19 protein-coding genes and 1 tRNA gene are annotated in these 17,568 nt (G+C 65.0%); 13 read left to right on the top strand and 7 right to left on the bottom strand.

All coding sequences use genetic code 11. The annotated features are described in order from the left end of the window. The first annotated feature begins 36 nt into the window (after nt 1–36). The 6 genes from AArcSl_RS03960 (at nt 37) to AArcSl_RS03935 (ending at nt 4,192) form a co-directional block, all read left to right on the top strand. Nucleotides 37–612 carry an amino acid-binding protein gene (locus AArcSl_RS03960; protein WP_245883357.1) on the top strand — a complete coding sequence of 192 codons (576 nt, stop codon included), beginning with the start codon at nt 37–39 and terminating at the stop codon, nt 610–612. After that, nucleotides 609–1,592 (top strand): homoserine dehydrogenase, encoded by a 984-nt coding sequence (locus tag AArcSl_RS03955; RefSeq protein ID WP_119815325.1) that lies wholly within the window; start codon nt 609–611, stop codon nt 1,590–1,592. The genes AArcSl_RS03960 and AArcSl_RS03955 overlap by 4 nt, the downstream gene beginning before the upstream one ends. A gap of 248 nt (nt 1,593–1,840) precedes the next feature. After that, nucleotides 1,841–3,106 (top strand): translation elongation factor EF-1 subunit alpha, encoded by a 1,266-nt coding sequence (gene tuf, locus AArcSl_RS03950; protein WP_119815322.1) that lies wholly within the window; start codon nt 1,841–1,843, stop codon nt 3,104–3,106. A gap of 3 nt (nt 3,107–3,109) precedes the next feature. Continuing rightward, complete coding sequence (gene rpsJ, locus AArcSl_RS03945) at nt 3,110–3,418, top strand: 30S ribosomal protein S10 (protein WP_119815319.1); 309 nt, start codon at nt 3,110–3,112, stop codon at nt 3,416–3,418. A gap of 82 nt (nt 3,419–3,500) precedes the next feature. After that, nucleotides 3,501–4,097 carry a rhomboid family intramembrane serine protease gene (locus AArcSl_RS03940; protein ID WP_119815316.1) on the top strand — a complete coding sequence of 199 codons (597 nt, stop codon included), beginning with the start codon at nt 3,501–3,503 and terminating at the stop codon, nt 4,095–4,097. Nucleotides 4,098–4,120: 23 nt separating this feature from the next. Then, a tRNA-Ala gene (locus tag AArcSl_RS03935) sits at nt 4,121–4,192 on the top strand. Nucleotides 4,193–4,341: 149 nt separating this feature from the next. On the opposite strand, the gene AArcSl_RS17585 is transcribed toward AArcSl_RS03935, so the two are convergent. Continuing rightward, complete coding sequence (locus AArcSl_RS17585) at nt 4,342–4,464, bottom strand: hypothetical protein (protein WP_281259897.1); 123 nt, start codon at nt 4,462–4,464, stop codon at nt 4,342–4,344. A 607-nt stretch (nt 4,465–5,071) separates the two neighbouring features. Between AArcSl_RS17585 and AArcSl_RS03930 the strand changes: the two genes are divergently transcribed. Beyond that, a complete protein-coding gene (locus AArcSl_RS03930; RefSeq protein WP_119815313.1) occupies nt 5,072–6,409 on the top strand; it encodes a putative ATP-dependent zinc protease in 1,338 nt (445 codons plus the stop codon). A gap of 40 nt (nt 6,410–6,449) precedes the next feature. On the opposite strand, the gene AArcSl_RS03925 is transcribed toward AArcSl_RS03930, so the two are convergent. Together AArcSl_RS03925 and mvaD are read right to left on the bottom strand one after the other, a co-directional pair. Then, nucleotides 6,450–7,682 carry an NAD(P)/FAD-dependent oxidoreductase gene (locus AArcSl_RS03925; protein WP_119815310.1) on the bottom strand — a complete coding sequence of 411 codons (1,233 nt, stop codon included), beginning with the start codon at nt 7,680–7,682 and terminating at the stop codon, nt 6,450–6,452. A gap of 94 nt (nt 7,683–7,776) precedes the next feature. Beyond that, nucleotides 7,777–8,772, bottom strand: a complete 996-nt coding sequence (gene mvaD, locus AArcSl_RS03920) for a phosphomevalonate decarboxylase MvaD (protein WP_119815307.1) — start codon at nt 8,770–8,772, stop codon at nt 7,777–7,779. A gap of 131 nt (nt 8,773–8,903) precedes the next feature. On the opposite strand from mvaD, the gene AArcSl_RS03915 reads away from it, so the two are divergent. The 6 genes from AArcSl_RS03915 to AArcSl_RS03890 all read left to right on the top strand — a co-directional run bounded on the left by AArcSl_RS03915 (nt 8,904) and on the right by AArcSl_RS03890 (nt 13,567). Beyond that, nucleotides 8,904–9,248 (top strand): 2Fe-2S iron-sulfur cluster-binding protein, encoded by a 345-nt coding sequence (locus tag AArcSl_RS03915; RefSeq protein WP_119815304.1) that lies wholly within the window; start codon nt 8,904–8,906, stop codon nt 9,246–9,248. A 141-nt stretch (nt 9,249–9,389) separates the two neighbouring features. Beyond that, the gene (gene pyrB / locus AArcSl_RS03910; RefSeq protein WP_119815301.1) at nt 9,390–10,313 is read left to right on the top strand and encodes an aspartate carbamoyltransferase; all 924 of its coding nucleotides are present in this window, start codon (nt 9,390–9,392) and stop codon (nt 10,311–10,313) included. Then, a complete protein-coding gene (gene pyrI / locus AArcSl_RS03905) occupies nt 10,310–10,771 on the top strand; it encodes an aspartate carbamoyltransferase regulatory subunit (RefSeq protein ID WP_119815298.1) in 462 nt (153 codons plus the stop codon). Before pyrB ends, pyrI begins: the two co-directional genes overlap by 4 nt. A gap of 177 nt (nt 10,772–10,948) precedes the next feature. Further along, the gene (locus AArcSl_RS03900) at nt 10,949–11,815 is read left to right on the top strand and encodes a hypothetical protein (protein ID WP_119815295.1); all 867 of its coding nucleotides are present in this window, start codon (nt 10,949–10,951) and stop codon (nt 11,813–11,815) included. A gap of 26 nt (nt 11,816–11,841) precedes the next feature. Next, the gene (locus AArcSl_RS03895) at nt 11,842–12,726 is read left to right on the top strand and encodes a dihydrodipicolinate synthase family protein (protein WP_119815292.1); all 885 of its coding nucleotides are present in this window, start codon (nt 11,842–11,844) and stop codon (nt 12,724–12,726) included. Nucleotides 12,727–12,973: 247 nt separating this feature from the next. Continuing rightward, nucleotides 12,974–13,567: a flavin reductase family protein gene (locus tag AArcSl_RS03890; protein ID WP_119815290.1), complete on the top strand. Its 594-nt coding sequence runs from the start codon at nt 12,974–12,976 to the stop codon at nt 13,565–13,567. 506 nt (nt 13,568–14,073) lie between these two features. On the opposite strand, the gene AArcSl_RS03880 is transcribed toward AArcSl_RS03890, so the two are convergent. From AArcSl_RS03880 to AArcSl_RS03865, 4 genes are all read right to left on the bottom strand, one after another. Continuing rightward, nucleotides 14,074–15,480, bottom strand: a complete 1,407-nt coding sequence (locus AArcSl_RS03880; RefSeq protein ID WP_119815287.1) for a class II fumarate hydratase — start codon at nt 15,478–15,480, stop codon at nt 14,074–14,076. An 82-nt stretch (nt 15,481–15,562) separates the two neighbouring features. Next, nucleotides 15,563–15,832, bottom strand: coding sequence for a BolA family protein (locus AArcSl_RS03875; RefSeq protein WP_119815284.1), 270 nt, complete (start codon nt 15,830–15,832; stop codon nt 15,563–15,565). A 55-nt stretch (nt 15,833–15,887) separates the two neighbouring features. Beyond that, nucleotides 15,888–16,445 (bottom strand): class I SAM-dependent methyltransferase, encoded by a 558-nt coding sequence (locus AArcSl_RS03870; RefSeq protein ID WP_119815281.1) that lies wholly within the window; start codon nt 16,443–16,445, stop codon nt 15,888–15,890. A 64-nt stretch (nt 16,446–16,509) separates the two neighbouring features. After that, a complete protein-coding gene (locus AArcSl_RS03865) occupies nt 16,510–17,529 on the bottom strand; it encodes an HhH-GPD family protein (RefSeq protein ID WP_119815278.1) in 1,020 nt (339 codons plus the stop codon). Nucleotides 17,530–17,568 lie beyond the last annotated feature (39 nt).

The raw sequence follows: 17,568 nt of genomic DNA, 5'->3' as shown, positions 1-17,568 counted from the left end.
GACCGCCGTCTCTCGTATCGACTCGGAGGTGTCGCTGTGACCGCCCGCGACGGCCCGGAGGCCGGTCCGCAGGCCGACACCGACGGCGGCCAAGTGGCGTCGACGTCGACTCACACCGTTCGACTCGAACTCGCGGACGAGCCGGGCGAACTGCTCCGGGCGCTGCGGCCGATCGCCGACAACGGCGGCAACCTGCTTTCGATCTACCACGAGCGCGGAAACATCACCCCGCGCGGTCGGATCCCGGTCGAGATCGACCTCGAGGCGCCGGACGACCGGTTCGAGGGTATCGTCGACGCGCTCCGGGACGCCGGCGTGAACGTCATTCAGGCCGGCACGGAGCGGTACAGCGAGGAGCTCACAGTCGTCCTCGTCGGTCACCTGATCGACACCGGCCTCTCGGATACGCTCCGCCGGATCGAGGACTGCGAGGCGTCGTCGGTGGCCGACGTCTCGCTTTCCGCGCCGGAAGGAACCGAACGCGCCTCCAGCGCGCGAGTCCGCCTCGTGACCAGGGCGGGCGAGACCGAACGGGCGCTGGAGACGGTGCGGGCGGTGGCCGACGAGAAAGGGTTCGACGTCGTCGAGCCGCTCGTGGGGGTGGAGCCGTGAAACTCGCGATCCTCGGGTTCGGTGCGGTCGGCCGATCGGTCGCCGAACTCGCCGGGGCGTACGGCCACACCGTGACGGCGATCGCGGACTCGAAGAGCGCGGTTCTGGCCGACTCGGCGTCCGGGAACGCCGCCCTCGATGTCGACGCCGTCTCAACCCGCAAGGAGGACGCCGGCACCGTCGGCGACGCGGATCCCGACGACGTGCTCGCGGCCGACTACGACGTCCTAGTGGAGGCGACGCCGACGACGCTGGGGGACGCAGAGCCCGGGTTCTCCCACGCGGCAGCAGCGCTCGAGCGGGACAGACACGTCGTGCTCGCGAACAAGGGCCCCGTCGCGGAACGGTACGGCGACCTCGCCGCGCTGGCCCGCGAGAGCGCCGGGGACGTGCGGTTCGAGGCCACTGTAGGGGGCGCGATCCCGGCGATCTCGACCGTCGAGGACGTCGGTCCCGCCCGCGTGTCGGCGGTTCGCGGCGTGCTCAATGGAACCGCGAACTTCATCTTGACCCGGATGGCTGCCGAAGGCCTCGATTACGATCACGTGCTCGCGGAGGCGCAGGACCTCGGCGTCGCGGAGGCCGACCCCTCCTTCGACGTCAACGGGACGGACGCGGCGCTGAAGTGCGTGATCCTGGCGAACGTGCTCTCGTTCGGGACGGCCGACGATCCCGCTGACGCCCGGGAGTTCACGCTCGCGGACGCGGCGGTCGAGGGGATCGAAAACGTGCCCGGGAGCGCGCTGGAGCTCGCAGCCGAGGACGGTCGAACCGTCCGGCTCGTCGGCGAGGCAAGCCGGGAGTCGGTCCGGGTGGGACCGCGGCTCGTCCCCGAAAACGGGACGCTCGCGGTGACCGGCACCCAGAACATCGTCCAACTGGACACCGACCACGCCGGCCGCCTGAACGTGAGCGGCCGCGGCGCCGGCGGACCCGAAACCGCAAGCGCCGTGCTGGCTGACGTCGGCCGACTCCCGTGAGCGGGGATGTCGGCCGACCCCCGTGAGCGGGGACGTCGGCCGACTCCCGTGAGAGGGGACGGGCAAGGTGGGTGGGCGATTTTCGCCCGCCACGGACGTGACGAGTTTCTTATATTTGGTATCCACCACCACGTCGGTGTGGAGAAAAACGCAAGAGGGCGATAGGGTGCGCTGTGGTGCGTATCGAAACCGTTTTAGTGGATTCAACCGAAAGAACCCCTACACAGCGCCTTAGCGCGTGATTACCCATGAGTGACAAACCGCATCAGAATCTGGCCATCATCGGCCACGTCGACCACGGCAAGAGTACGCTCGTGGGCCGTCTCCTCTTCGAAACGGGGAGCGTTCCCGAGCACGTAATCGAGCAGCACCGAGAGGAAGCCGAAGAGAAGGGCAAGGGCGGATTCGAGTTCGCCTACGTGATGGACAACCTCGCCGAGGAGCGCGAGCGCGGGGTTACCATCGACATCGCCCACCAGGAGTTCGACACCGACGAGTACTACTTCACCATCGTCGACTGTCCGGGCCACCGTGACTTCGTGAAGAACATGATCACGGGCGCCTCGCAGGCCGACAACGCGGTGCTCGTCGTCGCGGCCGACGACGGCGTCGCACCCCAGACACGCGAGCACGTCTTCCTGGCTCGCACGCTGGGGATCGGCGAGCTCATCATCGGCATCAACAAGATGGACCTCGTCGACTACGACGAGACGAAGTACAAGGAGGTCGTCGAGGAGGTCAAACAGCTCCTCAAGCAGGTCCGCTTCAAGGCCGACGACGCCACGTTCATCCCGATCTCCGCCTTCGAGGGCGACAACGTCTCGGAGGGCTCCGGCGAACTGACCTGGTACGACGGCCCGACCCTGCTGGAAGCGCTCAACGACCTGCCGGAAACCGAACCGCCGACGGACGCCCCGCTCCGGCTTCCGATCCAGGACGTCTACACCATTTCCGGCATCGGTACGGTCCCGGTCGGCCGCGTCGAGACCGGCGTGATGAAGACCGGCGACAACGTCTCCTTCCAGCCGTCGGACGTCGGCGGCGAGGTGAAGACGATCGAGATGCACCACGAGGAAGTGCCGGAGGCCGGCCCCGGCGACAACGTCGGCTTCAACGTCCGCGGCATCGGCAAGGACGACATCCGCCGCGGCGACGTCTGTGGTCCCGCCGAGGACCCGCCGTCGGTCGCCGAGACGTTCAGCGCACAGATCGTCGTGATGCAGCACCCGAGCGTCATCACCGCGGGCTACACCCCGGTGTTCCACGCCCACACCGCACAGGTGGCGTGTACCATCGAGTCGATCGACCAGAAGATCGACCCCGCCTCGGGTGAGGTCGCCGAGGAGAACCCGGACTTCATCAAGTCCGGCGACGCCGCGGTCGTCACCGTGCGCCCGCAGAAGCCGCTCAGCATCGAACCGTCCTCGGAGATCCCGGAGCTCGGCTCCTTCGCCATCCGCGACATGGGTCAGACCATCGCCGCCGGCAAGGTGCTCGAGGTCAACGAGCGATAATCGATGCAGCAGGCACGCGTCCGCCTCGCGGGTACCAGCCCCGAGGACCTCGACGACATCTGTAAGGACGTCCGCGAGATCGCCGATTCGACCGGCGTCTCGCTGGCGGGCCCGATCCCGCTTCCGACGAAGACGCTGGAGGTTCCGTCGCGAAAGTCCCCGGACGGAGAGGGCACGGCGACCTGGGAGCACTGGGAGATGCGCGTCCACAAGCGTCTCATCGACATCGACGCCGACGAACGCGCGCTCCGCCAGCTCATGCGCATTCAGGTGCCCAACGACGTGAGCATCGAGATCGTCCTGGAAGACTGAAGCGCTAAGGCGTCACACGGGCACGAGCCCATCTCACACGCTATCTTCTCCGTTTATATATTGAGAGTTGTAACTGGGGGATGTGTCGTCGCTCCGTCGCAGTCCAACGCTCGAGACGCTCGCCGCGTTCGTCATCGTGTACATTCTCCAGCGTCTCACGGCGCTGGCAGGGCTTGCGGCGGTTCTGTTCGTGCTGTCGGCGCCCGTTTCGATCGCGCCGTGGACGGTGGTCACGAGCGTGTATGCTCATGCGAACCTGGCACATTTGTTCGGGAACGCTCTCGCGCTCGTGATCGTGGGCCCGCTCGTGGCGCGCCGGACGACCCGACTCCGGTTTCACCTGTTTTTCGTCTCGACTGGCGCGATTGCCGGGATCGCGGAGGTGTGGTTCGGCGGTCTCGTGGGAGCGCGGGCGGTGCTGGGCGCCTCCGGGGCAGTGTTCGCGCTGATGGGGTATCTCCTGGCCGGCAACCGGGTGTCTGCGGCGCTGTTCGACCGGATCGAGGTGAGCCCGCGCATGCAGTTGGTGTTGTTCGTCGGGCTCGCGGTCGTGGTTACGATCGCGACATGGGGGCCGGGCATCGCGCTGGTGGCGCACTTCACTGGGCTCGTGCTCGGCCTGATTGCCGGACGGCTCGGGCTCCTGTCGGTGACAAATCGAAACAGAAGGTACAAGTGAGCGCGACGACTTCGACCGTATGCGGGCTCGTAGATCAGCGGTAGATCGCTTCCTTCGCAAGGAAGAGGCCCTGGGTTCAAATCCCAGCGAGTCCATCGGAGCGACCGAGTTTTACGAGGGAGCGAGAATGGACGAGCGGGATTTGAAGCCCTGGAAGACGCAGCGCCGAGCGAAGCGAGGCGACCGTCTTCCTCCGGGTTCAAATCCCGCCGAGTTCACTCGTCTCGCTTCGCTCGCGCGGAAATCACGTCCCTTTCATGAACGTCGCCACGGTGTCGTAGGTGAAAAACAGGATCGACCCGATGGCGATGAGGCCGACGATGATCAGCAGGCCCCACATCAATACTGTGGTCAGTGTACTCAGCATATCTCACTTTTGTCGAAGCGGCCTCAAAATAGTTCCCAACCGGATGCGACTCGATCACTGGTCCAGGGGCTTGTCGGAGGAACCTGAGACCCCGGTCCCCCGAATCGGACAGGAAAAGCACCGTCCGACGAGGGCGTCGATTCCACGTCGATTTCCGGATCTGGATCATCGAGCCCGGACGCGGCCGCATTGACCAGATCGTGCCCCGCTGGCGACGCACGGTCGTCGGTCCAAGACAAGTAGAACCGTCGTTTCGCGGTCGACCGTTCCGTCGTCGTCCGGCTCGCAAACGACGCGGGATTCGAACTGTTTGAGCGACGCTCCCGTCGAAGCTGCCGCTCGTGTGTGGCCTGGCGGCGGCCCGAGTGGTGACGGCCGCCCCTGATAATGATTATTCTAGGCCGTAACCGGACGATCGGCCCACCGGGTGGCCGATCGACCGGTAAATCGCTACAATAATCATTATGAGAACCCCTCAACGATTGGAGTGAACTTCACGTCCACCCCGACTATTTCCGGTACCCGGATCCGGGCGATGGAGCGTTTACAGGCAGATACTATCATTATCGATAGTTATGGTTAACTCCCGTCCCCTCGATGAAAACACATGGAACCTGATCCGGTTCGTGTGGGGGTGTTGAGTTTGCACGACAGCAAGGAATCCAAGGCCATCTGCAACGCTATCGAGGCGCTCGGCCATCACCCCGAGTGGCTCCGGGAGGCCAACACTGCCGTGCACATGATCGGCGGGGAGATCCGGCTCGAACCCGACGTCGATGTCGTCGCCAATCGTCTCCTGCTTTCGAGCACGGAACAGCCTGCCGAACACGTCGGAATCGCGGAGACGATCGCTGCGTTGCGGCCGACACTCAACGATCCACACACGACGGCACTTGCAACCCACAAGATCGCGAGCGCGACGCGACTGGTGGGCGCCGGTATCCCGATCCCCGACACTCTCTTCGCGCTTAGTGGGGAACTACTCAACCGGAACCGAGAGGGGTTCGGCCCGGAGGCGGTGTACAAGACTGCGATCGGGACCCACGGAGGCGGTGCATGGAAAGTCGACACGACAGAGCCGCTCAGCCCGGTGGTCGGACAGCGTCGGGCGTTCCTGCAGGAACTGCTTGCGGTGGGCGATCGGACCCCTCGCGACCTCCGGGTGTACGTCGTCGGCGAGGAAATCGTCGGCGCGATGATCCGGCATGCGGCCGAGTCGGAGTGGCGAACGAACGTCGCCCGGGGTGGACGGGTCGAGGACTGTACCGACACCATTTCGGCGGAGGCGGCGGCCTATGCGCTCGAGGCGACCGACGTTTTGGGACTGGACTACGCCGGCGTCGACCTCATCGAGGGGCCGGACGGCTGGCACGTTCTGGAAGTAAACCCCACCGCTGGGTTCCGGGGGCTTTACGAGGCAACCGAAACCAGCCCGGCTCCCTACATCGCAAAACTGGCGATCGAACGCGGCGGCGGTTCGGTCGACGACGAGCAGGTGCTCGACCTGGCGGCGACGCTCGACGACTCTGTCCCTTCCTGTATGCCCGCAGACGAGCCGGAACGATACGTCGATCCCCCCGTCATCGGCTTCACCGAGCAAGTCGTCGTCACCGGAACCAGGGGGACCAGAACTGTCGTCGGGAAGTCGGACACGGGCGCCGACCGGAGTTCGATCGATCTCCAACTGGCCGCAGACATCGGCGCGGGGCCGATCCACACCGTAAGCAAAGTGCGTTCCGGCAGCCAGAAGACGGGACGATCCCGGCCGGTCGTGGATATCGTGCTCGGGATCGGGGGCACCCAGCACACCGTCGAAGCCAGCATCGTGGACAGGGCACACATGAGTCACCCGCTGTTGCTCGGTCGCGACGTGCTGAAACACTACCATCTGGACGTGAGCCGCCGGATCGACGATCCGAAACCCGATCGGCGCCCCGAGGAGTGAGTCGCGAGGCGTATCGCACTCTCAGTTTTCTCACACCGCTTTACTGTCCCGGGAAGCCGGGCAGACCGAGTTCGGACTGCACGAGCTGTATTGCCTGCCGTGTCGCGCGGGTCGACGCCAGGTAGCCGCCGCCGATGGCGGCTTTCAGCTTCCGGGCGGGCTGTCCGGTGAGCACCTGTCCGCCGACGACAGCCACGGCCTCGTCGCCGACGGAGACTGCCCATCCCGGGACCGAATACCGGTATCGCTCGAGCGACGGTTCGAACTCGGCGCTTCCCTCGAGGTCGTGCTCGACGAGCCGCGTGAGGTTCTCGGCGGCGGTCTCGCTTGCCCGGATGGCTGCCGAGGCCGTCGCCGGAACCGACCGCCCGTCCGCGTCGACGATCCGGCCGGCGTCGCCGACGACGAACGTCGACTCGGACAGCCGGAGGTCGGAACGCACCGTCGGTCGTTCCCCCGCGGTGGCGTCCGGCCCCCGAATGCCGCCGGCCCAGACGAACAGATCACTCTCGAGGGTTCCCGCGTCGGTCTCGACGGTGTCGGCGGTCGCCTCGCGCACCGGCGTCTCAGTCCGGACGTCGACGCCGTGGTCGACGAGCGCCGACCGAATCGCCCGCTGGAACGCGGAACCGAACCCGGGGGCGAGCGTCTCCAGTTGTTCGAGGAGCACGATCTCGACCAGTGGCTCGTCTGTGGCGTCCGGTTCGTCGACCGGGCCGACCGAAAGGCCCCGCTCTCCGGCAAGTGCGGCGAGTTCCCCGGCGATCTGGATGCCAGAGAGTCCACCGCCGCCGATCACGACGCGACCCGTTTCTCCCTGTTCGACAGCCTCACAAAGGTCGAGAAATCGGTCCCGGATCGACAGTGCGTGTGCTTTCCGCTTCAGCGGGATCGCGTGCTCGCAGACTCCCGGAAGATCGTAGAATGCGGTCTCGGAGCCCAGACAGACCGCACCGTAATCGTACGAAAGCGTTCCGTCCTCACTTGCGATCCCCGGCGCGTGTCCCTCCTGAAACGTCGCGAGACCGGTCTGGGGATCGATCTCGTCGACGCGCCCCGTCACGACGCGGGCGCGATCGAGCACCGATCCGAGCGGCACCTCGATCGCGTCGATCACGTCCGGACGCCGGATCACGCGGTGGAGTTCGTGTCGAACGAGATGCGTTTCCGTCTCGTCGACAAGGAGCAACTCCACGGAGTCCGGGAGGCTCGATTCGAGCTGCTGTGTGAGCGTCAGTCCCGCATAGCCCGCGCCGAAAACCACGACTCGCATACCCGAACGGAGGGTCTGCAACCTCTTGAGCACCGGGGGCGGTCGCCCAGTTGTCGCTTCGTCTCTGCCGGTACATCGCCGGCGGTCCGTCAGCTCAAAACAGCGCGTCGCCGGGTCCGAGGAGCTCCGCGGGACCGCCGACACTCCAGACCTCGGTGTCGACGCCGATCTCCGCGATCCGCTCTTCGACCCGGTCCGCGTGTCTCTTTCGGGTGTTTACGTAGACCGACGCGCCGGTATCCGTCGAGAAGTAGACGGGGACGTCCTCCTCCTCTCGGAGTTCCCGGACCGCGTTGAAGACGGCGATCGTCTCCGGCTGCCAGTACACCCACCCGGACGGCCCGGTCATCGTCGCCGCGGTGAGCGACAGCGAGTCGTGTTCGGCGAGTTCGAAGATTCGGTCGAACGACCCCGCCCGGAGCGCGTCGCGCATCTCCGCGAGCTGTTCGTGGACGTGTGCCATCCGCGCTTGAAACATGTGGCTTTGTTCGGCCTCCTCGTGGGCCCGTTCCGTCTGTTTGTACGCCGGCACGTGCGCTGCGACCGTCCGGAGATCCGTCTCCGGGTGGAAGCCGTCCTCTCCCGTGCCTGTCGGGAGCCGTCGGGAGATGCAGTCCTCGTCGTTGAGGCCCGCAAACAGCTGGGAGTAGGCGCCGGTGACCGACCGGCCGGCCGAAAGCGAACCGCGGCGGGCGACCGCAGAGACCTCCTGGCGGGAGAAGTCCAGGCCCGCAGCCTCGGTCAGCGCCAGCGCTGCCGCCGCGAAGCCGGACGACGAGGAGCCGAACCCGATGTTCGACGGGAACGAGTTCACCGACTCGAAGCGGAGCGGATGATCGATCCCGGCGAGTTCCCGCACGTGGTCCACCACGAGCTGGATCCTGTCTGCGGCGTGGCCCTCCACCTCCTCGCCGTCGATGTAGAAGACGTCCTCGGCGGCGTCCGGCTGCCACTCCACCGTCGTCGTCGAGTGCGTCGGCGCGGTACACACGGAGATGCTGTCGTGGTACGGGATCCGCGGGTCGCTTTTCTTGAGTCCGTGATACTTCACGAGCCCCTGGATTGGGTGTGCTCTCGCTGTCGCCTTCATCGTTTACCGGGTTGGGGGTCGGAGAGCGGTTAGTCGTTCCGTTTTTCGTGTCGCTTCCGGGAACTGTCCGCATCCCGGGGACGCGCCGACAGTGACAAGAGTTTTGCTACCGCTGTCCGAAGCGATCCGACATGGCCGAGTACACCGTGGAGTTCGCCGGCACCGGCGAGCGCGTTCGAGTGTCGGACACGCAGACGATTCTCAACGCCTGTATCGAGGAGGGCATCGCCCACGAGTACTCGTGTCGCGTCGGCATGTGTCTCGCCTGCTCGGCGCGGATCCTCGAGGGCGAGGTGGCCCAGCAGGCCGCAGTCGCCCGCGGACTCACCGAAAAAGAGGCAGAGGAGTTCGCGTTGACGTGTATGGCCCGTCCCCAGTCGGACCTGCGGCTCCGGCGCGGCGAGTATCCCCCGAGCATCGACGGCGACGAAAGCGAGCCCGCAGCCGGCGAGGAAGTCGCCGGCGCCGACGACTGACGCTTCGTTCATCCACGTCCGTGGCGTTCATCCACGTCCGGGGCGTTCATCCACGTCCGGGGCGTTCATCCACGTCCGTGGATACGCCTTCGGATTCGAGACCCGTGAGATTCAAGTCGATGACCCACGCGGTGTACAGTGATGCGTCACGACCATCTTATCTCGGCGGCACAGCTGTCCCGGTCGGACGTCGAGGCGGTGCTCGACCGGGCCGGCGAGATCGCCGACGACCTCGCGGCCTACCGGGACAGTCGTCCCGGCCTCGTCCTCGGGCTCTGCTTTTTCGAGCCGAGCACGCGAACGAAGATGAGCTTCGATGCGGCCGCAAAGCGACTCGGGGGGAGCACGATCGACATGGGGTCGGTCGAATCCTCGTCGGTCACCAAGGGGGAATCGTTGGCCGATACGGTACGGGTTATCGAGGGATACGCCGACGCGCTCGTGTTGCGACATCCCAGCGAGGGGGCTGCGAAACTCGCCAGCGACTTCGTCGACGTGCCACTGATCAACGCGGGCGACGGCGCCGGACAGCACCCGAGCCAGACGCTTTTGGACCTGTACACGATCCGTGAGGAGAACGGCCTCGACGACCTCACGGTCGGGATCATGGGCGATCTGAAGTACGGGCGGACCGTCCACTCGCTTGCGGCGGCACTGGCGAACTTCGAGGTAAGCCAACACTTCATCAGTCCGGAGTCGCTTCGACTCCCCCGCAGCGTCCGGTTCGACCTCCACGAGGCCGGCGCACAGGTCCGGGAACACACGGAACTGGAGCCGGTGTTGTCGGAACTGGACGTCCTGTACGTGACCCGAATCCAGCGCGAACGGTTCCCCGACGAGAGCGAGTACCGTGCCGTCGCCGGCGAGTACCAGATCGACGCCGACACGCTCGCGGCCGGGCGCGATGACCTCACGGTCATGCATCCGCTCCCGCGGGTCGACGAGATCGCACCGGACGTCGACGAGACCGACCACGCACGCTACTTCCAGCAGGCGCACAACGGCGTCCCCGTACGGATGGCGCTGTTGGAAATGCTGCTGGAGAACCATGGGGGGATTTCATGAGTGACCACCAACTCCGCGTTTCGAAGATCCGGAACGGCACCGTCATCGATCACATCGCCGCCGGCCAGGCGCTCAACGTGCTCGCGATCCTCGGGATCGACGGCTCGGAGGGTTACGGCCTGTCGATCGCGATGAACGTCTCCTCCGGCCGGCTCGGCCGAAAGGACATCCTGAAGATCGAAGACAGGGAACTGAGTCAGTCCGAGGTGGACGTCCTCTCGCTGATCGCGCCGGAGGCGACCATAAACATCGTCCGCGACTTCGAGGTCATCGAGAAGAACCGCGTCGAGCGTCCCGACCGCGTTTCGGGGCTGTTGTCGTGTCCGAACCACAACTGCATCACGAACGCCGACGAGCCCGTCGAGACCGCCTTCGAGGTCATCTCCGACGGCGTTCGGTGTAACTACTGCGGGACGATCATCCACGAGGACATCGCCGATCACCTCGCGGTGGAGTGAGGCTCTCCCGGCGTGGACTGGATCGCCGAAGCGTTTTAGCCGTCGGGGGTTGCACGTACGGGTATGTCCACGAAAGCGAAGCTGCTTTTGGTCGTAGTGTTCCTGACATTAGTGTACGTCCTCTTCTCGGGCGACAAAGAGCCCGTCGAGGTCGAAGTCCAGGAGTAACGCGGCTGGATGTACGGAGTCGTCACGCGGAACGAAGACGAGACCGGCTGGCCGGAGTTCGATCGCGGGTTCTACGAGGTGAAAGACGTCTCCGGACGCGGCGGTGAGCCGATCGCTGACGCGGTCAACATGGTGTCGTGCTTCGGGGACAACGCCGCGGTTCGGGGAGACCCGTCGCTTGCGGCGGTCAACGCCGACGGCGAGCCTGCCACCCGGGAGCGCCCGTACTTCGACTGGTCGTACGTCTGCCCGACCCACGAGCGGTATCGAGAGGGATTGCTCGAGACGATTGTGGACTGTGCTGCCGCCGAACCCGACGTCAGGCTCGACGACGTCGGCTTCCCTCGGGAAGGGTACTGCCGGTGTGACCGGTGTGATCGCCTGTTCGACGAGAGTCCGTACGCCGACCGCGACGAGTGGCGCGAGGCAGCCATCACCGAGTTCGTCGAGGACGCGGTCGACCGGATTCCCGGCCGGTCGTACCTGACGCTGTATCCCGACCCGTACCCCGATCACCTCTCGAAACGATCGGGGCTGGACGTCGACGCGCTCGCCGACGTGGTCGACGAGTTCGTCGTTCCGCTGTACGATCTGGACTACGGGACGACATACTGGCTCGAGTCGATCGCCCGCGGGTTCCGGTCGCGACTTGGCGGCTCGTACGATCCCGACGGGGAACCCTCGGGGGTGCCGTTCTCGGTCGAGCTGTACGCGGTCGACGTCGACGTCGAGAACCTGGCTCACGCGACGGACGTCGCAAACCGGTACGCCAAGGACGTCTTCTTCGGCTACGACGCTTCGCAGGCGGCGGCGACGATCCGACGACTCCGGGCGGAGGAAAGCGACGAGGGCGAGACGCACCGTCCGGACGAATAAAGACCCCCCTGAACGTAGGGGTCGACATGAACGGAATCGGACCGCCGCTGGTAACGCCGTTCGACGAGGCGGGCGGCGTCGATTACCGACGGCTCCGCGAGCTCGTCGACTGGATCGAGGGCCGGGGCGTCGACTTCCTGGTGCCGTGTGGGTCCAACAGCGAGGCGGAACTCATGACCGCCGCCGAACGGGCGCGGGTGATCGAGACAGTCGCCGAGGAGGCGTCGGTTCCGGTGCTCGCCGGGACCGGCAACCCGGGACTCCGGGAGACGCTCGAGGCGACCCGCGCGGCGGCCGACGCCGGCGCCGACGCCGCCCTCGTCGTCACGCCCTTTTATTATGATCACGACCAGGAGACGCTCGAGGCGTACTACCGGGAGCTGGCAAGCGAGAGTTCACTACCGATCTACCTCTACTCGGTGCCGGCGTACACCGGCGTCCGACTGGAGCCGGACACCGTCGGCAGGCTCGCGTCACACCCGAACCTCGTCGGGATGAAAGACTCCCACGCGTCGCTGCCGGAGTTCGTCCGGACGAAGCGGCGGATCGCCGAGTCGACAGCCGACGTCGTCAGCTCGGCCGGGGAGTTCGACCTCATGATCGGGAGCGGGAGCGTCCTCGCGCAGGCGCTTTCCGCCGGCGCTGTCGGCGGCGTTCTCGCGCTGGCGAACCTCGCACCGGCGGCGACGGCGGAAGTGTTCGAGGCCCACCAGGAGGACCCCGAGCGCGCCAGAGAACTGAACGAGGATCTCGTGGAGCTGAACACGGCGATCACCGCCGACTACAGCGTCCCGGGCCTGAAGTGGGCGATGCGCGAGCGCGGCGCGCCGGCGGGATATCCACGGGCGCCACATCGGGAGCCCGACGCCGAGGCACGCGGGCAGCTTCGGGCGCTGCTGGACGAACTGTAACGGGGATTCGAGTACTCTAACAGATCGATGTCGCCGTAGTTCTGGAGAGATTCATCCAGTATTTGCGGGGTATCTCGCCGCCTGCAAGATACAGAGCGAATATTCAAAATAGGTTGTCTTCGGAAAGATACGGCTCGATTCGGTAGAGACAGACGTACGCTGTTTACCGTTTGGTACTGATCGGGTGAACAACCGGTTCCCCCGACACGAGGTTTTAACCGGTATGGTTGAATCGCGGTGAGGTAGGATGAACGAATATAGCGCCAACGCTCTCGATTCTAACGAGAACAAACGAATTATTCAGACTGCCGTCACCCCTCGGCCGATTGCCTGGATCAGTACCGTGGACGAACGAGGCAATGAGAACCTTGCACCGTTTAGCTCGTATACTTACGTTGGGTCGAGCCAGCCAGTCGTCGTCTTCAATTCACCCAGCGAAGCGTCCGGCCGGATGAAAGACACTGCTCGAAACGCGCTGGAAACCGAAGAGTTCGCCGTAAACATCGTCACTGAAGCGCTCATTGAGGAGATGGACCGGACAGCTGCGAGCCTCTCCCCGGGAGAGAGTGAATTCGAGTTCGCTACGGTGGAACCAGCAGCGTGTCGGCAAATCACTCCGCCACGGGTGGCTGAGGCCGCTGTTACGATGGAATGTACGCTGCACGATACGATCGAGGTATATGAGAAATTGATGATCCTCGGTGACGTACAGCACTACCACATTGCTGAGGACGTATTGAAGGACAGGAAAATAGACTCACAAAAACTTCATACCGTCGGTCGATTGGGCGGCCCGTACTACACTATTGCCAACCCAATTGAATTCGAACGGCAGTTTTGACAGATTCTTCTTTCTGCTGAACGCAGCCTCTCTTTCACACACCAATTTTGAAAGCAACACGGGAGTTCGTCGAAACCTGCAAGAGTCAGGACGCATATCTTGCATCGGAATGCGGACCAAGTCCAGTATCGAATCTATCACATTTTCGGAGATCTGTTCTCGATCCTGTACTGGATGGACAACGGCATCGTTATCCCGATCCAGGCAGTAGAACAGATAATGGTTCCCCCAACTGACCACGCTGAGCGTCAGCTGCCTCACAAGGCAACGCTCTATTGCCCGAATTGCTTACACGAAAGTCGTATTACTGGTGACTGGATAATCCAGGTCAACTCAACCACTGTCGATTACGCTTGTCCCGACTGTGGAAGTACGATCGAGTCTCGTTCAGTTCAACCAGATGTGATAACCCCCGCATAGCGGAGCGCTTCCGTTCAAAAACGCTGATTGACCTATCTGTCAAATGATACTGGGGTGAATCCACGAGCAGAGGCGTAAAGCGCCTCTCAGTCGTCGCCGAGGATGCCCCGGTGAGTCATCCTCTCGGGATCGAGCACCTCGTCGGCCTCTGCCTCGGTGAGATGTCCCTCGGCGATCGCGACCTCGCGGACGGTCTTGCCCTCCTCGAGCGCTTTTTTGGCGACTTTTGCGGCGTTGTCGTAGCCGATCGCCGGATTGAGTGCGGTCGCCAGCGCCATCGCCTGGTCGACCTGCTCGGCGCAATGCTGCTGGTTGGCTTCGAGTTTCGCGACGAACCGCTCGCCGAACGTCTCGGCCGCGTTCGCGAGCAGCTCACTCGACTGCAGGAAGTTGTGCGCCAGCACCGGCTTGTAGAGGTTGAGATCCAGTTCCCCACGCGCGGCGCCGGCGGAAACGGCGGCGTCGTTGCCCACGACCTGCTTGTGGACCTGGTTGACCGCCTCTGCCACCACCGGGTTGATCTTCCCGGGCATGATGCTGCTGCCGGGCTGGTTTTCGGGCTGTTCGATCTCGCCGAGCCCGTTTCGTGGACCCGACGCCAGCAGGCGGAGGTCGTTTGCGATCTTGTTCATCGAGCCGGCGACGGTCCGGAGCGCGCCGTGGGCCTCTCCCATCGCGTCGTGGGCCGCCTGCGCCTCGAAGTGGTCGTCGGCCTCCCGGAACTCCGTGCCGGTCTCCTCGGAAATGTACTCTGCGGCGAGTCCGGGGAAGTCAGGGTGGGTATTCAGCCCGGTTCCCGTTGCAGTCCCCCCCAGCGCCAGCTCGCGGAGGTGATCCTGGACGTCGGTGACGCGTTTGATCCCCTTCTCGATCTGGGTGCGGTAGCCGCCGAACTCCTGGCCCAGCCGGACGGGGGTGGCGTCCTGGAGGTGGGTTCGACCGGTCTTGACGACGCCGTCGAATTCGGCCTCCTTCTCCGCGAGCGCGGCCTGGAGCGTCTCGAGGGCGGGAACGAGATCCTTCTCGACGGCCTCCAGGGCCGCCACGTGCATCGCCGTCGGGATCACGTCGTTGCTCGACTGGCCGTAGTTGACGTGGTCGTTCGGGTGGACGATCCGGTCGCCGATTTCGGCGCCCATGATCTCGGCCGCGCGGTTGGCGATCACCTCGTTTGCGTTCATGTTCGAGGAGGTGCCCGAGCCGGTCTGGAAGATGTCAACCGGGAACTGATCGTCGTGTTCCCCCGCGATCACCTCGTCTGCGGCCGCCACGATCGCGTCGGCGATGTCCGCCTCGAGCAGCCCCAGTTCGCGGTTTGCCTGTGCGGCCGACTTCTTCACCACACCGAGCGCCCGGATGAACCGTCGCCCGAACGTGATCCCCGAGATGGGGAAGTTCTCCACCGCGCGCTGGGTCTGGGCCCCCCAGTAGGCGTCCGCCGGTACCTGCATCTCGCCGAGACTGTCCGATTCGGTTCGGTAATCCTCTCCCATAAATCGAACCTCCGCCGGTCGGCGAGTAAAAACTACCTACATCGGTCAGAAAACCGATGGGTTCGCGCCCGCGCTCGGACGGCTACGACTCGCTCCCGAACTCCTCGTACTCCTCGGGCGTGTAGGTCTTGATCTCCAGCGCGTGGATCTGCTCGGTCATCCACTCGTCGAGCGCGTCGTACACGAGCTGGTGTTGCTCGACCAGCGAGAGCCCATCGAAGGCCGGGGAGACGACGACGGCTGCGAAGTGTTCGTCCTCGTGGTTCTCGTCGTAGGTGCGCGGGCGCGAGACGGTCGCTTCCGAGTCCGCGATCGCCTCCTCGATCCGCCCTTCGATGGCTTCGATCTCCATGCCCGTAGGGACAGGGGTCGAGCGGTATAAGAGACGGGGTCACGCAACTGTCAGATTACGACCGGATCGCCGCGACGAGAAAGGTCTCGTTGCGTTCCTCGCCCCGCGTGACCCGAAATCCGGCGTCGGCGAGCGCGCCGGCAGCCGCGGAGAGATCCTCCCGTTCTTCGACCGGCGGCCCGGACTCGCCGTCGCCGCGCGCCGACCAGTCCACGACCACTAGCCGCCCGCCCGGACGGATCACCCTGGCGAGTTCCGCGAGCGCGTCGTCGCCGACGAACTCGTGATAGGTCATCGTCGAGAACGCGCCGTCGAGTTCGTCGTCTGCAACCGGGAGGTCCGCCACGTCGGCGGTGACGGTTTCGACCGACTCCGGCAGCCCCTTCTCGCGGTAGTACTCGTGCATTTCCGCTTGAACGTCGACGGCGTACAGCCGCTCGATGTCCGGCGCGATCAGATCGGTGTAGAAGCCGGTTCCGGAGCCGAGATCTGCGAGCGTCTCGCCGTCGGCTGGTCGAACCAGCGACCGGAACTCTTCGGCGGAGAGATACCGGTAGCGTCCTTCGTCCTCGAGGTTTTCGGCCTGGTCGATGTCGAACGTGTGATGGCCCATAAACGGCGATGGGGCTCCGGAAATATAACCGGCCGGTCGTGTGTCCGCCGCCCCCGAGCAGTGGTCACCGCCGCAATCGGACTGTCGGTCCGTCGCGTTCTGTGCCGTACTCGGAGTCTCGATCGGTTGTTGGGTCCCCGCTGTCGGCTTCGACTTCGACGAGCCCGTCGTCTTCCAGCCCGTCGAGCAGTTCCCGGAGCCACTCCCTGCCATAGTTCCCGTCGGGCGAGTAGTCGACCCGAACCCGCGGCCCGAGTTCGTCGAGTACGAGTTCGTCGTACTCCGAAAGCGCCTGGATAACGCGCCCCCGGAACTGCCGTCGACTCCCCTCGAAGCTCGGCTGTTCGGGGACGTCGGGCGCGGTAAAGTCGCCGGTTTCGTACGCGCGGCACCACCACCGCCACGGACAGCCCGCCTCGTCACATCGGGGCGTCTGCCCACAGGCGACCCCGCCCAGTTCCATGATCGCGTTGTTCCAGATTCGGGATTGTCCGGCGGGCTGGAGTCGATCAGCGACCTCCTCGAACGCACGGTCGTCGTCCGTCACTGAAAAGGCGCGATACAGCACCCGTTTCACGTTGGTGTCGACGACGGCGTCGCCCGCATTGAAGGCGAACGACGCCACCGCGTTGGCGGTGTAGGGGCCAACGCCCATCAGCTCCTGGAGTTCCGCCGGCGTCTCGGGGAAGTCGCCGTCGAACTCCTCGCGGATCTGGGTTGCAGCCTCATGGAGGTAGCGCGCCCGGTTGTTGTATCCCAGCGAGTGATCGCTCCAGAACGCCACCACGTCGGCCCGGTCGGCCGCCGCGAGCGCGTCGACGGTCGGCCACTCCTCGAGGAACGCCTCCCAGGCGTCGACCACCCGGTCGAGTTGGGTCTGCTGGCTCATCACCTCCGAGACGAGCACCGGATACGGGTCGGTCGTCTCCCGCCACGGGAACTCGCGGTGATCATCTTCGTACCACTCGACGAGGGCCGTCTGTATCGGCTCTAGATCCGACGGGAGGGCGGTCTCGGGGTTGGTGTTCTCGGCGTCGCCGGTCTCGGCGTCGGCGGTCTCGGCGTCGTCGCCGGTGGTCGGCATACGCGTTCGGGGGAGGGTTCGACGCTAATTAGTGTGGCT

Origin of the sequence: Halalkaliarchaeum desulfuricum (genome assembly GCF_002952775.1) — an archaeon.
GTDB classification, from domain to species: Archaea; Halobacteriota; Halobacteria; order Halobacteriales; family Haloferacaceae; genus Halalkaliarchaeum; species Halalkaliarchaeum desulfuricum.
Note: the sequence above shows the minus strand (reverse complement) of the source record. Positions and strands in the feature narration are given on the sequence as shown.

Coding starts and splice junctions, on each gene's coding strand:
- tuf (WP_119815322.1), top strand. CDS start 1,841: ATGAGTGACAAACCGCATCAGAATCTGGCCATCATCGGCCACGTCGAC.
- rpsJ (WP_119815319.1), top strand. CDS start 3,110: ATGCAGCAGGCACGCGTCCGCCTCGCGGGTACCAGCCCCGAGGACCTC.
- AArcSl_RS17585 (WP_281259897.1), bottom strand. CDS start 4,464: ATGCTGAGTACACTGACCACAGTATTGATGTGGGGCCTGCTGATCATC.
- AArcSl_RS03930 (WP_119815313.1), top strand. CDS start 5,072: ATGGAACCTGATCCGGTTCGTGTGGGGGTGTTGAGTTTGCACGACAGC.
- AArcSl_RS03925 (WP_119815310.1), bottom strand. CDS start 7,682: ATGCGAGTCGTGGTTTTCGGCGCGGGCTATGCGGGACTGACGCTCACA.
- mvaD (WP_119815307.1), bottom strand. CDS start 8,772: ATGAAGGCGACAGCGAGAGCACACCCAATCCAGGGGCTCGTGAAGTAT.
- AArcSl_RS03915 (WP_119815304.1), top strand. CDS start 8,904: ATGGCCGAGTACACCGTGGAGTTCGCCGGCACCGGCGAGCGCGTTCGA.
- pyrB (WP_119815301.1), top strand. CDS start 9,390: ATGCGTCACGACCATCTTATCTCGGCGGCACAGCTGTCCCGGTCGGAC.
- pyrI (WP_119815298.1), top strand. CDS start 10,310: ATGAGTGACCACCAACTCCGCGTTTCGAAGATCCGGAACGGCACCGTC.
- AArcSl_RS03900 (WP_119815295.1), top strand. CDS start 10,949: ATGTACGGAGTCGTCACGCGGAACGAAGACGAGACCGGCTGGCCGGAG.
- AArcSl_RS03895 (WP_119815292.1), top strand. CDS start 11,842: ATGAACGGAATCGGACCGCCGCTGGTAACGCCGTTCGACGAGGCGGGC.
- AArcSl_RS03890 (WP_119815290.1), top strand. CDS start 12,974: ATGAACGAATATAGCGCCAACGCTCTCGATTCTAACGAGAACAAACGA.
- AArcSl_RS03880 (WP_119815287.1), bottom strand. CDS start 15,480: ATGGGAGAGGATTACCGAACCGAATCGGACAGTCTCGGCGAGATGCAG.
- AArcSl_RS03875 (WP_119815284.1), bottom strand. CDS start 15,832: ATGGAGATCGAAGCCATCGAAGGGCGGATCGAGGAGGCGATCGCGGAC.
- AArcSl_RS03870 (WP_119815281.1), bottom strand. CDS start 16,445: ATGGGCCATCACACGTTCGACATCGACCAGGCCGAAAACCTCGAGGAC.
- AArcSl_RS03865 (WP_119815278.1), bottom strand. CDS start 17,529: ATGCCGACCACCGGCGACGACGCCGAGACCGCCGACGCCGAGACCGGC.